The sequence below is a fragment of the Xanthomonas theicola genome, assembly GCF_014236795.1.
Classification (GTDB): Bacteria; Pseudomonadota; Gammaproteobacteria; order Xanthomonadales; family Xanthomonadaceae; genus Xanthomonas_A; species Xanthomonas_A theicola.
Window position 1 is genome coordinate 1,500,686 of sequence record NZ_CP049017.1, and the last position, 13,019, is coordinate 1,513,704.

The window sequence follows — 13,019 nt, forward strand, 5'->3', positions numbered from 1 at the left end:
GCCCCGCAGGCGCGCCGACGCCGGGGCCGCGCGTTCAGCGCAGCGCGCGGTCCACCGCCTCGAGCATGCGCCGCTTGGCCAGCAGGAAATCCCACAGGCTGCCGCCCATCTGCCGCCACAGCACCGCCGAGCGCACCGCTGCCAGCAGCAGCGCGCGGATCTCCGCGACCACCCCGGCCTGACCCAGGTAGTGTGGGTTGCCCTGCACCATGACCCGCGGGCGCAGATGGCTGATGGTGTCGGCATACAGCTGGCCGAGCGCGCCGATCACCTCCGGGTGCGCGCTGTCGGCGTGTTCCTCCAGCACCGGCACGATCCGCGCGATGCCTGCGCTGACCTTGGCGCTGGTCTCGGTGTCGCGCACGAAACGCCGCTCCAGCTGCACGACCGCCAGCGCCAGCCGCGGCAGCATCTCGTCCTGGCCCTGGTTGCGGAAATAGTTGTGCAGCAGGCGCAGCCCCGGCGCGACCTCGCCGGCCCGGCCGTACACCGCCTCCGGGGTGTCGGCGTCGGTGCGGAACACGCTGTCGAGCAGGATCCGCACCAGCGATGCCTCCGACTGCCCGGTCTCGGCGATGCGGCGCACCTGCTGCAGGGCCTGGGCGACGCCGGCCAGCGCCAGCACGCGCGCGTCCATGGAATCGGTCATCGGGTGGTTTCCTCAAGTGAAGCGGGGTGCTGACGCTGCGCCAGGCGGCGTTCCAGCGCGGCGTCGGTGGTGGCGATCACGGCGCCGCCCAGGCATTCGTCGCCTTGGTACAGCACCAGCGACTGGCCGGGGGTGACGGCGCGCTGCGGGCGCGCGAAACGCACCGCCAGCGTGCCGTCGTCGCCGACCTCGACCGTGCACGGTTCGTCGGCCTGGCGGTAGCGGGTCTGCGCGGTGCAGTCGAAGCACCGCGCCGGCGCCGACCCGGCGATCCAGTGCGCGGCTTCGGACTGCAATCGTGTGGACATCAGATGGGGGCTGTCGCGGTCCTGGTCCACGTACAGCACGTTGCGCGCCACGTCCTTGCCGACCACGTACCACGGCGCCGCCGCGCGGCCGCGCATGCCGCCGATGTTCAGGCCCTCGCGCTGGCCCAGGGTGAAGTAGAACACCCCCGGATGTTCGGCCACGACCTGCTCGCGCGGGTCGCGGATCTGGCCGCGCCGCGCCGGCAGGTAGCGGCCGAGGAATTCGCGGAAGTCGCGCTCGCCGATGAAGCAGATGCCGGTGGAGTCCTTCTTCGCGTGGGTGGGCAGGCCGGCCTCGCGGGCGATGCGCCGCACCTGCTCCTTGGGCAGCTCGCCGACCGGGAACAGGGTCGCGGCCAGCTGCGACTGGCCCAACTGGTGCAGGAAATAGCTCTGGTCCTTGTTGCGGTCCACCCCGCGCAACAGCCGCCAGCGAGCCTCGGCGAACGCCACCCGTGCGTAGTGGCCGGTGGCGATGTGCTCGGCGTCGAGTTCGCGCGCCGCATCCAGGAAATGCTTGAACTTGACCTCGCGGTTGCACAGCACGTCCGGGTTCGGGGTGCGCCCGGCCGCGTACTCGGCCAGGAAGTGGGCGAACACGCCTTGCCAGTATTCCTGCGAGAAATCGCGGAAGTGAAATGGCATGCCGAGCAGGCCGCAGACCGCCACCGCGTCGCGGCGGTCGTCCTCGGCGCGGCAGCCGGTCGCTTTCGGCTTCCTGCCTTCAGCGACACTCGCGCTGTCCTGCGCATCGCCGCTGCCGTCGTCCGTCCAGTTCTGCATGAACAGGCCGGCGACCGCTGCACCCTGCCGCACCAGCTGCCAGGCCGCCACCGACGAATCGACGCCACCGGAGACGCCGACCATGATCCGTGCGCCGCTCATGCCAGTTGCCGCAGCAGGTCCAGCGGATAGCGCCGGCCGCCAAGGAAATCGGCGACCACCTGCCAGACCAGCGGGCTGCGCCAGCGCGCCGCTGCCGTCTCCAGCTCGGCTGGCGTCATCCACAGTGCGCGCACGATGCCGTCGTCCAGCGGCCGTTGCGGATCGTGCGCCACCGGCTCGGCGGCGAAGGCGAAGCGCAGGTAGTGGCGGCCGTTGTCGGCCTTCCACTGGTAGGCGCCGATGAACGCGGTCAGCCGCACCTGCCAGCCGGTTTCCTCCAGCGTCTCGCGCAGCGCCGCCTGCAGCAGGCTCTCGTCCGGCTCCAGGTGCCCGGCCGGCTGGTTCAGCACCAGCGCGCCGGCGATGGATTCCTCGACCTGCAGCAGGCGTCCGTCGTGCACCACCACCGTGGCCACGGTCACGTCCGGTTGCCAGGGGCCGGGAGCCGGCGCCATCAGAATGCGTCCCTGCCGGCGTTGAGTTCGGCATCCATCGCATCGGCGCCGCGCGCCGCCGCTTCCAGCGCTTCGCGCAATGCGGTGTCGTCGGCATCGGCGGCAAGCTTGACCACGAACACCGCGGTGCCGCCCTGGCGCACCCAGCCGCCGAGGATGTCGGCCTGCGCGTCTTCCAGCAGGCGGTTGGCGACCGCGGCCGGCAGGGTGGCGCCCTGGGCCTGGTAGGCCGGCGACCAGATCTCGCGGATCCGGTAGCTGCCGAAGGTCTCCACCGGCGAGCGGACGTAGGTCAGCTGCCGGCGCTCGCCGCCCTGTCCGTGCAGCCCGAACAGCACTTGGTAGTCGCCGTCGGCATCGGCCTGGACGTCGTAGCCCATCGCCTGCAGGCGCTTGCCCAGCGCCAGGTCCGGTTGCGCAGCCAGCGCCGGCGCGGCGGCGCCGGCCAGCAGCGTGGCGCACAGGACGGCGGTGCGGAAATGGTTGGAATGCATGCGCTGCGCCATCGAAGGAAGGCGAATTGTGCGGGCAGGACCGGCGATCGTCCAATCCGGGCCGACAGGCGCCGTATATAATCGGCACATGCCTCGCAAGAATTCCCCAGACCATGACCACGGTGTATTGGTGGAGACCGGCAAGCCCGAAGTCGCCCGCCCGCCGATGTACCAAGTGCTGTTGCTGAACGACGACTACACTCCGATGGATTTCGTGGTGACCGTGTTGCAGCAGTTCTTCTCGCTGGACCTGGAAAAAGCCACCCAGGTGATGCTGCACGTGCATACCCGCGGCCGCGGCGTCTGCGGGGTGTACACCCGCGAGGTGGCTGAATCCAAGGTAGCTCAGGTAAACGAGTTCTCGCGGATGAACCAGCATCCCCTGTTGTGCACCATGGAAAAAGCCTGATATTGGTAAGCGTCGGTCGCCGGCTTGCCCGGACTAACGCGGTCTGAACACACTGATCCGATAGGGTTGTGAAAATTCGCAACTCCAGCCGCATATCGTTGGCAACAGACGTCGGAGTGAACCATGTTCAGCAAAGATCTCGAGCAAACCATCGGCCAGTGCTACAAGCGCGCCAGGGAAGCCCGTCATGAGTTCATGACGGTCGAACACCTGCTGTTGGCATTGCTCGACAACCCCTCGGCGCAGGCGGTGCTGAAAGCCTGCGGCGCCGATGTCGGGCGCCTGCGCGGCGAACTGGAGCAGGCGATCGAGGCGTCGGTCTCGCGTCTGGCCGAGGACGACGGCCGCGACACGCAACCCACGCTGGGCTTCCAGCGGGTGCTGCAGCGGGCGGTCTACCACGTGCAATCCTCGGGCAAGAAGGAAGTCACCGGCGCCAACGTATTGGTCGCGGTCTTCGGCGAAAAGGATTCGCATGCGGTGTATTTCCTGAATCAGCAGGACATCACCCGGCTCGACATCGTCAACTACCTGTCGCACGGCATCGCCAAGCTGGGCGAGGAGGGCGAGAGCCCGGCGCCGGCCGATGGCGAATCCAAGAGCGAGGCCGGCGAGGGCGAAGCCAAGGGCGACGCCTTGGCCGAGTACGCCAGCAACCTGAACGAGCAAGCGCGCAACGGCCGCATCGACCCGCTGGTCGGGCGCGCCGACGAGATCGAGCGCACCATCCAGGTGCTGTGCCGCCGGCGCAAGAACAACCCGCTGTACGTCGGCGAGGCCGGCGTCGGCAAGACCGCGATCGCCGAGGGCCTGGCCAAGCGCATCGTCGAGGGCAGCGTCCCCGAGGTACTGGCCGATGCGGTGATCTACTCGCTGGACCTGGGCGCGCTGGTCGCCGGCACCAAGTACCGCGGCGACTTCGAGAAGCGCCTGAAGGGCGTACTGACCGCGCTGAAGAAGGTGCCCAACGCGGTGCTGTTCATCGACGAGATCCACACCATCATCGGCGCCGGCTCGGCCTCGGGCGGGACCATGGACGCCTCCAACCTGATCAAGCCGGCGCTGGCCTCGGGCGACCTGCGCTGCATCGGCTCGACCACGTTCCAGGAATACCGCGGCATCTTCGAGAAGGACCGCGCGCTGGCGCGGCGCTTCCAGAAGATCGACATCGTCGAGCCCACCGTGGGCGAGACCTTCGAGATCCTGCAGGGGCTCAAGCCCAAATACGAGGCGCACCACGGCGTGACCTACGCCGACGATGCGCTGCAGGCGGCGGTGGACCTGTCGGTCAAGCACATCGGCGACCGCCTGCTGCCGGACAAGGCCATCGACGTGATGGACGAGGCCGGCGCCCGCCAGCGCCTGCTGCCTGAGGGCGTGCGCAAGCAACTGATCGACATCGAGGAGATCGAGACCATCGTCGCCAAGATGGCGCGGATCCCGGCCAAGCAGGTCAGCGCCACCGACAAGGACGTGCTGCAGCACCTGGAGCGCAACCTGAAGATGGTGATCTTCGGCCAGGATCCGGCGATCGAGACGCTGGCGTCGTCGATCAAGCTGGCGCGTTCGGGCCTGGCCAACCCGGAGAAGCCGATCGGCAACTTTCTGTTCGCCGGCCCCACCGGCGTGGGCAAGACCGAGGTGACCAAGCAGTTGGCGCTGCAGCTGGGCATCGAGTTGGTGCGCTTCGACATGTCCGAGTACATGGAGCCGCATTCGATCAGCCGCCTGATCGGCGCGCCTCCGGGCTACGTCGGCTTCGACCAGGGCGGCCTGCTGACCGAGAAGATCGTCAAGACCCCGCACTGCGTGCTGCTGCTGGACGAGGTCGAGAAGGCGCATCCGGACATCTTCAACATCCTGTTGCAGGTCATGGACCGCGGCGTGCTGACCGACACCAACGGACGCGAGGCCAACTTCAAGAACGTGATCCTGGTGATGACCACCAATGCCGGCGCCACCCAGGCGTCGCGGCGTTCGATCGGCTTCACCCAGCAGGACCATTCCACCGATGCGATGGAGGTCATCCGCCGCAGCTTCACCCCGGAGTTCCGCAACCGCCTGGATGCGGTGGTGCAGTTCCAGCCGCTGGCGTTCAGCCACATCCTGCGCGTGGTCGACAAGTTCGTCATCGAGCTGGAGATGCTGCTGCAGGAGAAGCACGTGTCGCTGTCGGCCACGCCGACCGCGCGCGACTGGCTGGCTCAGCACGGCTTCGACCCGCTGATGGGTGCGCGGCCGATGGCGCGGGTGATCCAGGACAAGGTCAAGCGCCTGCTGGCCGACGAACTGCTGTTCGGCAAGCTGGTCGGCGGCGGTCGCGTCACCATCGACGTCAGCAATGGCGAGCTGGTGGTGGATGCCCAGGCCGAGCCGGAGCGCCTGCTGCCGGCGACGGTGGAGTGAGGCGGCGCGGGAGGTGGACGCCGCCCACACGGCAAAAGGCGGCTGCAGCACCAACTGCAGTCGCCTGGCGATGTCACCGATGCAGAAACAAGACGCGCGGCCGCCGGCCGCTTTTTTTCAGGCTCATCGCGGATTCGCGTGGGTGCTTTCGCGGGGTTGAACTCGCCTTGGTCCTTGGAAACAAGCGCTTTTCTGCGCTGTGCCGGAGGGCGCATCCCGCCCTGACTTGCCGAACTGGGTGAACGCAGAAGACCGGCCGCACCCTGCGCGATCTGTTGTGCTTCCCCGGCTTTGTGGCGCTGGCCACGCGGCGGGGTGTGTTCGGCGATCCGAAGGTTCGGATCGTGACCCTGCGGCGCCAAAAAAACGGCTGTGTGTTCCCACCGCGGGCATCGCTGTCGCAACCGCTATGACACGCGCCTGTGCCGTGCCCGCGACCTGCCGGCGGCCGGCGGGTGCGTGTTCGTGGAGTTCGAGCGTGGGCCGGGTCCCATGCCCGGGGTGCGGCGGCGTGCACGTAGAGCGGCTGGACGGGCTGGCGATGAACCCGCGCCATACCGAGCGCTTTGCCCTGCACGTGGGCAAGCTGTGCCCACGCATGACGAACAAGGCGGTGGCCGAGGTGGAGCGGCTTCACGGCAGGACGGTCCATGTGGCGGCCGTTCCGCACTTGGGTGGGCAAGAACGCCGCCAAGGCGGCCATCGTGTTCGACAAGTTCCCCATCCTGCCCCGCCTGTCCGACGCCCTTGGCCGGGTCAGGCGCCAGCAGTACAAGCGCCTGCAGGGCAAGGATCGCGCCTCTCTCAAGGGCCAGCGCTGCACCCGGCTGTCCCACCGCCAGCACCTGGCCCTGGACGGCCGCCAGGCACTGAAAAGCGGCTGGCCGCCGACCAGCGCCTGAACACCGCCTCCTTGCTCAAGGCGTCGTTCGGCCAGCTCTGGAGCTATCGCACCGAACGCGGCGCCGGGCCTTCTTCGAGCGCTGCAAGCAGCGCCTGCGCAGGCAGCGGCTGGCGCCGTCCCAGCGGTTCGTGAAGAGGATCGGGCGGCACTGGGACGGCATCGCCGCCTACTGCCATCCCGATCACAAGATCGGCCGCGGCCGGGTGGAAGGCCTAAACAACAAGATCCGGGTCATCCCGCGCAGTGCCTATGGCGACCGCGATCAGGACGATCTCAGGCTCAAGATCATCGCCAGCGTCCTGCCGCCGCTACCCGAAAACGCCCGTTTGACCCACACTGATCCGCGAAGACCCCAATTTCGGGATGCTGGCGATGGTAGAGGAAGCAGAGCCCATCAACCTCCCTACCGGTGGCGGATATTTGTTTCCGTAAATCTCCTGTTATCTGGACGATAAAAAATAATTCAGACGCTTCTACCAGCGCCGCGAGCACGTGACGATTGATGGCGATTGACGCTGAATTCAGCGCCAACAAAAATAAAACGAGGTCGCACCACCACACGTCGCAAGCAGACCATGGAGAAGGAGATGATGATGATGATGCGTTCATTGCTGTTGGCCGTTGGCTTCGCCACCATGGCCCCCGCCATTGCCCAGGTCCAGGCGCCCGTTCCACAGGACCAGCTGGAAGCGGCGGCCAAGGGATACGCCAAGGACAACCAGGTTGATGAAAAGGAAGCCGGCCGCCGGCTGCAGCTCAAGCAACTGGCGCGCCCCGAGATCGAAGTGTTCGAGTCGCAATACGCGGATCGGCTCGATACCTCGTACTGGGACGACCGCAGAGATGGATTCAAGCTGATCCTGCGCCTCAAGCGCGGCCCGCTGCCCGCCATCAAGCAAGTGACCACCGCGCATGGCGCGATTCCGGTGGAGTTCTCGCTGGTGTCGGGAAAGACGCTGGACGAAATCAGCGCCATCCTCACCGCCCAGGATGGGCGCCTGCGTGAACTCGTGCCAGGCATGCAGGGCACGGGCATCGACGAAGTACACAGCGCGATCGTGCTTTACGTCCTTGCGCCCTCCGACGATCGCAGTGCCTACGAGGCGGAAACGGATTCCCTGAGCCGCGAGCTTGGAGCGCCCGTCACGTTCAAGTTCCTGCGGGGTCCGGTGGAATCCACACCGCCGGAAGAAGCCGCTGATGCGCCGTCGTCCGGGCCGGCGCGGTCCGGCGATGCGGGCGCCGCTGCGGAACCCCTTGCGCCCTACGTGCAAGGCGGACCGCCGCTCCTCAACCTCGAAAACGAACACCAATGCACGGGCGGCTTCATCGTGCGGAACAAGGACAACACCAAGTGGGGCATCCTCACCGCTGCCCACTGCGGCAAGAAGCTGATGTACGGCAACTGGTCGGATGCGGGCAGTGGGCAGCAGGTCACGGCCAAGCTCACGCATGAAGCACAGCTTTTCGATGCAACGCACGACCTGGCCTGGCACTCCTTCCCCGTCGTCGGGTATCGGCCGCTCGGCGAAATTTTCGCGCGCGACACATGCGCGCAATGCGGTGTCGTGATCCTTTCCACGGCGGCTCCCAAGGCAGGGGATCGCGTATGCCATCGCGGCCTGCAGACCGGCTGGTCCTGCGGCGTGGTATCGGGTACCACCTACAGCTTCGGCAAGAACGACTGCAACGGAAAAGTCTGCGATCCCCGTGCCTACAAGGTCGCCGTGGGGGAGGAACTGGCCTGCTTTGGGGGCGACAGCGGCGGCCCGGTCCACTACGGGAACACGGCCTTCGGCATCGTCAAGAGTGCGGCATATGCGGGTGTCGAGCCCGGAAAATGCGACGCGCTGGTCTTCAGCCCGATCGGCAAGATCGTGGACCTGGGACTGCGGCTGTACTGATCGTCCGAGCGCCATGCATCACCCCACCGACGGCCCGCGCTGCCGCCCGGCCGGCTGACGTGCCCAACCGCACCGCGCTTGAACTGCGCACTGAACTTCCTTCGCTTCGTCATGAACACGCCTGCTGCCTCTATCGGCTTTCTTGTCAGTGTCCGTGAAATCGGGGGGAACCCGGCAGCGGCTGGCGCCGTCCCAGCGGTTCGTGAAGAGGATCGGGCGGCACTGGGACGGCATCGCCGCCTACTGCCATCCCGATCACAAGATCGGCCGCGGCCGGGTGGAAGGCCTGAACAACAAGATCCGGGGCATCCCGCACAGTGCCTATGGCGACCGCGATCAGGACGATCTCAGGCTCACGAACATCGCCAGCGTCCTGCCGCCGCTACCCGAAAACGCCCGTTCGCACCCACACCGATCCGCGAAGACCCGTTTTTCACGACCGCTGCGGGGCGGTCACTTCATGCGGTAGGTGATGCGGCCCTTGGTCAGGTCGTACGGGGTCATCTCGACCTTCACCCGGTCGCCGGTCAGGATGCGGATGTAGTTCTTGCGCATGCGGCCGGAGATGTGGGCGATGATCTCGTGCCCATTTTCCAGCTTGACCCGGAAGGTGGTATTGGGCAACGTCTCGCTGACGGTGCCTTCGAATTCGATGGAGTCGTCTTTCGACATGTAATCCTGTGCGATTTCGCGTGCGGCCAAAGGCCTTAAGAGCGGGGATTTTACCCGCCTCGGCCGCTGCATGCAAAGTTTGTGTTAATGCCGCTCAGTCCCGGCCCAGTTCCGCGGCCGCCAGTTCGCCGAACAACGGCGTCCACGGCCCGGCCGGCGTGGCCTCGGCGACCAGTGCGGCGACCGCGCCGAGGAAGTGGGCGCGCGGCCAGCGCTCGGCGCCCAGGCTCAGCAGGTGGTCGTTCTCGACCTGGGCATCGATCAGCGGCCATCCCCATTGGCGCAAACGCCGCGCCAGCGCCGCCAGCGCGACCTTGGAACCGCCGCTGCGCGCGCTGAACATGCTCTCGCCGAAGAACATGCGCCCGCGCGCCACGCCGTAGATGCCGCCGACCAGCGTCTGGCCGTCGAACACCTCCACCGAATGCGCATGTCCGGCGCGGTGCAGGGCGACATAAGCGGCGGCCATCTCGGCGCTGATCCAGGTGCCGTCCTGGCCGCGGCGCGGCGCCTGCGCGCAGGCCTCGATCACCCGCGCGAACGCGGTGTCGGCGCGGACCCGCCAGGGCGAGCGGCGCAGCGCGCGGCGGAAGCGCGAGGACAGGCGTACCGCCTCGCTGCGGAAGACGGTACGCGGGTCCGGACTCCACCACAGGATCGGCTGGCCGGCCGAGTACCACGGGAAGATGCCGTGCGCATAGGCATTGAGCAGGCGCGTCGGCGACAGGTCGCCGCCGATCGCGAGCAGGCCGTCGGGGTCGCGCAGCGCGCCTGCCGGCGGGGGGAACGGGGCGGTCGGATCGGCCGGGAGCAGGGCGGGAAGTCGGCGCATCGGGCGCAGCGTAGCCGATCGGGCGAGGGTCGGACTCAGCCGTGGCGGAACGGCGAATGCCGCAGCAGCGCCGCCGCATGCCGGCGCACTGCCGCGTTTTCCTCCGCACACCAGTCCGCGAGCGGGGCGCGGAAACCGGGATCGGCGATCCAGTGGCGGCTGCGCACCAGGCGCGGCAGGAAGCCGCGGGCGATCTTGTGCGCGCCCTGCGCACCAGGCTCGAAGCGGGTCAGGCCTTCGCGCAGGCAGTAGTCGATGCCCTGGTAATAGCAGGTCTCGAAATGCAGGCCGGGCAGGTTGTCGCCGCCCCAATAGCGTCCGTACAGGGTCTCGCCGCCGCGCAGGCAGAGCGCGCCCGCGACCGGAACGTCATCCAAGACCGCCATGAATATCAATAAATTGTGCGGCATTTCTCGCGCAAGATGCGAGAAGAAATCCGGGGTCAGCGCCGGCGAATTGCCGTAGTCGTCGAAGGTGCGCAGATAGAAGCCGTACATCGCCTGCAGGTCGGCGGCGCTGGCCTCCTCGCCGTGCACGATGCGGAAGCCGATGCCGGCGCGCTGCACCTTGGCCCGCTCCTGGCGGATGTTCTTGCGCCGCTTGTGGTCCATTGCCGCCAGGTAGGACTCGAAATCGGTCCAGCCGACGTCGTTGTGCCACTGGTACTGCACGTCGCTGCGCGGCAGCCAATCGTCGCCGAACGCAGCGTCTTCGGCGGCAGTGTGGAAGTTCACATGCGCCGAGGACAGTCCGTTGGCTTCGGTCAGCGCCTGCATCGCCGCGAGCAGCGCCCGGCGCCCGGCGCCGTCGCGCGCCAGCAGCCGCGGCCCGGTCATCGGCGAATACGGCACCGCGCACAGCCATTTCGGGAAGTAGTCCTGCCCATAGCGCGCGTAGGCGTGCGCCCAGGCATGGTCGAACACGAATTCGCCGTGCGAGTTGGTCTTCAGGTAGCCGGGCGCGGCGGCGACCAGGATCGCGCCCTCCCAGAGGGTCAGATGCAGCGGATTCCAGCCCCAGTCCGGACGCAGGCAGCCGGTCTGCTCCAGCCCGGACAGGAAGGCATGGCCGACGAAAGGGTTGCGGCCATCGTGAAGGGCATCCCAATCCGCTGCGGGTATGCGAGAGAGCGAAGGCATCAGGCGTACGTCCGGCATGCGCACAGGGTAGCCCATCGCCCAGGCCGCGGGCGCTTGACTTCGAGCGTGCTCGAAGCGGTACGGTCGCCGCATGAAGACCTATGCCATCTCCGAAGTGGCCGCACGGCTCGGCCTGAGTGCGCATGCGCTGCGCTACTACGAGCGCGCCGGGTTGCTGGACCCGGTGACCAGGGTCGCAGGCCGGCGGCGCTATGCCGAGACCGACCTTGCCTGGATCCGCTTCATCCAGCGGTTGCGCGCCACCGGTATGCCGATGCGGCAGATCGGCGGCTACGCGCAACTGCGCCGGCAGGGCGAGGCCAGCGTGGATGCGCGCCTGGCCTTGCTGCAGGAGCACCTGCAGCGACTGGCCGTGCGCGAGAGCGAGCTGGTCGCACATCGTGCCGCGCTGACGGAAAAGATCGAGGTCTACCGGCGGATGCAGCGCTCCGCCGTCAGCAATTCTGGAAAAGGAGAACGCAAATGAAACGACGTGACATGCTGCAGGGTGCGCTCGCCGTCACCGCCGTCACCGCCGGCGCCGCATCGCCGGCAACCCCGGCCTCGGCAGTTGAGGCATCCATGCGCCGCGCGCGCGGGATGGCCGTGCTGGAACGGGTCACCGGCGACAGTGGCCGCGCGGTGATAGACGGACTGGGCGGCATCGCCCCGGAACTGGGCGGATTCATCGTCGATTTCTGCTATGGCGAGGTGATCGGCCGCCCTGGCCTCGACCTGAAGACACGCCAGTTGGCCACTGTCGCCGCCCTGGCCGCGCTGGGTCATGCCGGGCCGCGACTCAAGGTCCACGTGCGCGGGGCGTTGAACGTGGGCGCCACGCGCGCGGAAGTCGTTGAGATCCTGCTGCAGACCGCGGTCTACGCCGGCTTCCCGGCCGCGCTCAACGCGGTCGCCAGCGCTCGCGAGGCGTTCGCGGAAGCCGGCGGCTGAACTGCGGCGCCGGCGTCCAGATAGCGCTCGGCATCCAATGCGGCCATGCAGCCGAAGCCGGCCGAGGTGATCGCCTGCCGGTAGTGCTGGTCGGCGACGTCGCCGGCGGCGAACACGCCGGCGACGGAGGTCTCGGTGGCCGCGCCGCCGAGGCCGGAACGGATCTCCAGGTAGCCGTTGCTCATCGCCAGCTGGCCGTCGAACAGCTGCGTGTTCGGGTGGTGGCCGATGGCGACGAAGAAGCCGTGGGCGGCCAGCTCGCGCGTGCTGCCATCGAGCGTGGACCTGACCCGCACCCCGATCACCCCGGTCTCGTTGCCCAGCACCTCGTCGATGGCGTGGTGCCAGACGGTCTCGATCTTGCCGGCTTCGACCTTGGCGAACAGTTTGTCCTGCATGATCTTCTCCGCGCGCAAGCTGTCGCGGCGGTGCACCAGGTAGACCTTGCGGGCGATGTTGGACAGGTACAGCGCTTCTTCCACCGCGGTGTTGCCGCCACCGACCACGACCACGTCCTGGTCCTTGTAGAAGAAGCCGTCGCAGGTGGCGCAGGCGGACACGCCGCGGCCCTTGAACGCCTCTTCCGAAGGGATGCCCAGGTACTTGGCGGTGGCGCCGGTGGCGATGATCAGCGCGTCGCAGGTGTACTCGGCGCTGTCGCCACTGAGCCGGAACGGGCGCTGCGCCAGGTCGGCGGTGTGGATGTGGTCGAAGACCACCTCGGTGTCGAAGCGCTCGGCATGGGCCTGCATCCGCGCCATCAGGTCCGGCCCCATCAGGCCGTGGGCGTCGCCGGGCCAGTTGTCGACCTCGGTGGTGGTCATCAGCTGGCCGCCCTGCTGCAGGCCGGTGATCAGCAATGGCTTCAGGTTGGCGCGCGCAGCGTACACCGCGGCGGTCCAGCCGGCCGGGCCCGAGCCCAGGATCAGCAGGCGGGAATGCTTGGCGGGATTGGCGGCAGAGGGGCTCATGTATACTCGCAAAGAGGTTGAAATGGCGGCGGAATCGCGG

Annotated in this window: 16 protein-coding genes; 8 read left to right on the forward strand and 8 right to left on the reverse strand. The window is 67.8% G+C overall.

Translation table 11 applies throughout. The features are described from left to right. Positions 1-34: 34 nt before the first annotated feature. The 4 genes from hflD to G4Q83_RS06845 are packed head-to-tail and all read right to left on the reverse strand — an operon-like array spanning position 35 to position 2,803. Positions 35-649, reverse strand: a complete 615-nt coding sequence (hflD, locus tag G4Q83_RS06830; RefSeq protein WP_128418535.1) for a high frequency lysogenization protein HflD — start codon at positions 647-649, stop codon at positions 35-37. Continuing rightward, entirely contained in the window at positions 646-1,842 is a 1,197-nt protein-coding gene (gene mnmA / locus G4Q83_RS06835) for a tRNA 2-thiouridine(34) synthase MnmA (RefSeq protein WP_128418534.1), read from the reverse strand. Before mnmA ends, hflD begins: the two co-directional genes overlap by 4 nt. Continuing rightward, on the reverse strand, positions 1,839-2,297 hold the full coding sequence (locus G4Q83_RS06840; RefSeq protein ID WP_128418533.1) for an NUDIX hydrolase: 459 nt from the start codon (positions 2,295-2,297) through the stop codon (positions 1,839-1,841). Before G4Q83_RS06840 ends, mnmA begins: the two co-directional genes overlap by 4 nt. Continuing rightward, positions 2,297-2,803: a hypothetical protein gene (locus G4Q83_RS06845; RefSeq protein ID WP_128418532.1), complete on the reverse strand. Its 507-nt coding sequence runs from the start codon at positions 2,801-2,803 to the stop codon at positions 2,297-2,299. Before G4Q83_RS06845 ends, G4Q83_RS06840 begins: the two co-directional genes overlap by 1 nt. A gap of 76 nt (positions 2,804-2,879) precedes the next feature. On the opposite strand from G4Q83_RS06845, the gene clpS reads away from it, so the two are divergent. The 6 genes from clpS (at position 2,880) to G4Q83_RS06875 (ending at position 8,883) form a co-directional block, all read left to right on the forward strand. Beyond that, positions 2,880-3,200: an ATP-dependent Clp protease adapter ClpS gene (gene clpS / locus G4Q83_RS06850; RefSeq protein WP_128418531.1), complete on the forward strand. Its 321-nt coding sequence runs from the start codon at positions 2,880-2,882 to the stop codon at positions 3,198-3,200. A gap of 123 nt (positions 3,201-3,323) precedes the next feature. After that, positions 3,324-5,606, forward strand: a complete 2,283-nt coding sequence (gene clpA, locus G4Q83_RS06855) for an ATP-dependent Clp protease ATP-binding subunit ClpA (RefSeq protein ID WP_128418530.1) — start codon at positions 3,324-3,326, stop codon at positions 5,604-5,606. Between the two features lie 650 nt (positions 5,607-6,256). Beyond that, on the forward strand, positions 6,257-6,508 hold the full coding sequence (locus G4Q83_RS24045; RefSeq protein ID WP_128418529.1) for a transposase: 252 nt from the start codon (positions 6,257-6,259) through the stop codon (positions 6,506-6,508). A 94-nt stretch (positions 6,509-6,602) separates the two neighbouring features. Then, positions 6,603-6,965 (forward strand): transposase, encoded by a 363-nt coding sequence (locus tag G4Q83_RS24515; RefSeq protein WP_425509769.1) that lies wholly within the window; start codon positions 6,603-6,605, stop codon positions 6,963-6,965. Between the two features lie 120 nt (positions 6,966-7,085). Further along, positions 7,086-8,414 carry a S1 family peptidase gene (locus G4Q83_RS06870; RefSeq protein WP_246432307.1) on the forward strand — a complete coding sequence of 443 codons (1,329 nt, stop codon included), beginning with the start codon at positions 7,086-7,088 and terminating at the stop codon, positions 8,412-8,414. A gap of 148 nt (positions 8,415-8,562) precedes the next feature. After that, a complete protein-coding gene (locus tag G4Q83_RS06875) occupies positions 8,563-8,883 on the forward strand; it encodes a transposase (protein ID WP_185817361.1) in 321 nt (106 codons plus the stop codon). Here the strand turns inward: G4Q83_RS06875 and infA are convergent. The 3 genes from infA to G4Q83_RS06890 all read right to left on the reverse strand — a co-directional run bounded on the left by infA (position 8,868) and on the right by G4Q83_RS06890 (position 11,057). Next, positions 8,868-9,086: a translation initiation factor IF-1 gene (gene infA / locus G4Q83_RS06880; protein WP_004425677.1), complete on the reverse strand. Its 219-nt coding sequence runs from the start codon at positions 9,084-9,086 to the stop codon at positions 8,868-8,870. The two genes, G4Q83_RS06875 and infA, sit on opposite strands and share 16 nt — an antisense overlap. Positions 9,087-9,180: 94 nt before the next feature. Then, on the reverse strand, positions 9,181-9,918 hold the full coding sequence (gene aat, locus G4Q83_RS06885) for a leucyl/phenylalanyl-tRNA--protein transferase (protein WP_128418527.1): 738 nt from the start codon (positions 9,916-9,918) through the stop codon (positions 9,181-9,183). 35 nt (positions 9,919-9,953) lie between these two features. Beyond that, positions 9,954-11,057 carry a GNAT family N-acetyltransferase gene (locus tag G4Q83_RS06890; protein WP_246432308.1) on the reverse strand — a complete coding sequence of 368 codons (1,104 nt, stop codon included), beginning with the start codon at positions 11,055-11,057 and terminating at the stop codon, positions 9,954-9,956. 91 nt (positions 11,058-11,148) lie between these two features. Between G4Q83_RS06890 and G4Q83_RS06895 the strand changes: the two genes are divergently transcribed. Next, positions 11,149-11,544 carry a MerR family transcriptional regulator gene (locus tag G4Q83_RS06895; protein ID WP_128418525.1) on the forward strand — a complete coding sequence of 132 codons (396 nt, stop codon included), beginning with the start codon at positions 11,149-11,151 and terminating at the stop codon, positions 11,542-11,544. Positions 11,545-11,555: 11 nt separating this feature from the next. Beyond that, entirely contained in the window at positions 11,556-12,008 is a 453-nt protein-coding gene (locus tag G4Q83_RS06900) for a carboxymuconolactone decarboxylase family protein (RefSeq protein ID WP_128418524.1), read from the forward strand. Here the strand turns inward: G4Q83_RS06900 and trxB are convergent. After that, complete coding sequence (gene trxB, locus G4Q83_RS06905; RefSeq protein WP_170069110.1) at positions 11,936-12,979, reverse strand: thioredoxin-disulfide reductase; 1,044 nt, start codon at positions 12,977-12,979, stop codon at positions 11,936-11,938. The genes G4Q83_RS06900 and trxB overlap by 73 nt on opposite strands. Positions 12,980-13,019: the final 40 nt, after the last annotated feature.

What these genes read in the sequence shown, in the direction of transcription:
- G4Q83_RS06870 (WP_246432307.1), top strand. Translation starts at nt 7,086, where the DNA reads ATGGAGAAGGAGATGATGATGATGATGCGTTCATTGCTGTTGGCCGTT.
- G4Q83_RS06845 (WP_128418532.1), bottom strand. Translation starts at nt 2,803, where the DNA reads ATGGCGCAGCGCATGCATTCCAACCATTTCCGCACCGCCGTCCTGTGC.
- mnmA (WP_128418534.1), bottom strand. Translation starts at nt 1,842, where the DNA reads ATGAGCGGCGCACGGATCATGGTCGGCGTCTCCGGTGGCGTCGATTCG.
- G4Q83_RS06895 (WP_128418525.1), top strand. Translation starts at nt 11,149, where the DNA reads ATGAAGACCTATGCCATCTCCGAAGTGGCCGCACGGCTCGGCCTGAGT.
- infA (WP_004425677.1), bottom strand. Translation starts at nt 9,086, where the DNA reads ATGTCGAAAGACGACTCCATCGAATTCGAAGGCACCGTCAGCGAGACG.
- G4Q83_RS06890 (WP_246432308.1), bottom strand. Translation starts at nt 11,057, where the DNA reads ATGCCTTCGCTCTCTCGCATACCCGCAGCGGATTGGGATGCCCTTCAC.
- clpA (WP_128418530.1), top strand. Translation starts at nt 3,324, where the DNA reads ATGTTCAGCAAAGATCTCGAGCAAACCATCGGCCAGTGCTACAAGCGC.
- G4Q83_RS24045 (WP_128418529.1), top strand. Translation starts at nt 6,257, where the DNA reads ATGTGGCGGCCGTTCCGCACTTGGGTGGGCAAGAACGCCGCCAAGGCG.
- G4Q83_RS06900 (WP_128418524.1), top strand. Translation starts at nt 11,556, where the DNA reads ATGCTGCAGGGTGCGCTCGCCGTCACCGCCGTCACCGCCGGCGCCGCA.
- aat (WP_128418527.1), bottom strand. Translation starts at nt 9,918, where the DNA reads ATGCGCCGACTTCCCGCCCTGCTCCCGGCCGATCCGACCGCCCCGTTC.
- clpS (WP_128418531.1), top strand. Translation starts at nt 2,880, where the DNA reads ATGCCTCGCAAGAATTCCCCAGACCATGACCACGGTGTATTGGTGGAG.
- trxB (WP_170069110.1), bottom strand. Translation starts at nt 12,979, where the DNA reads ATGAGCCCCTCTGCCGCCAATCCCGCCAAGCATTCCCGCCTGCTGATC.
- hflD (WP_128418535.1), bottom strand. Translation starts at nt 649, where the DNA reads ATGACCGATTCCATGGACGCGCGCGTGCTGGCGCTGGCCGGCGTCGCC.
- G4Q83_RS06840 (WP_128418533.1), bottom strand. Translation starts at nt 2,297, where the DNA reads ATGGCGCCGGCTCCCGGCCCCTGGCAACCGGACGTGACCGTGGCCACG.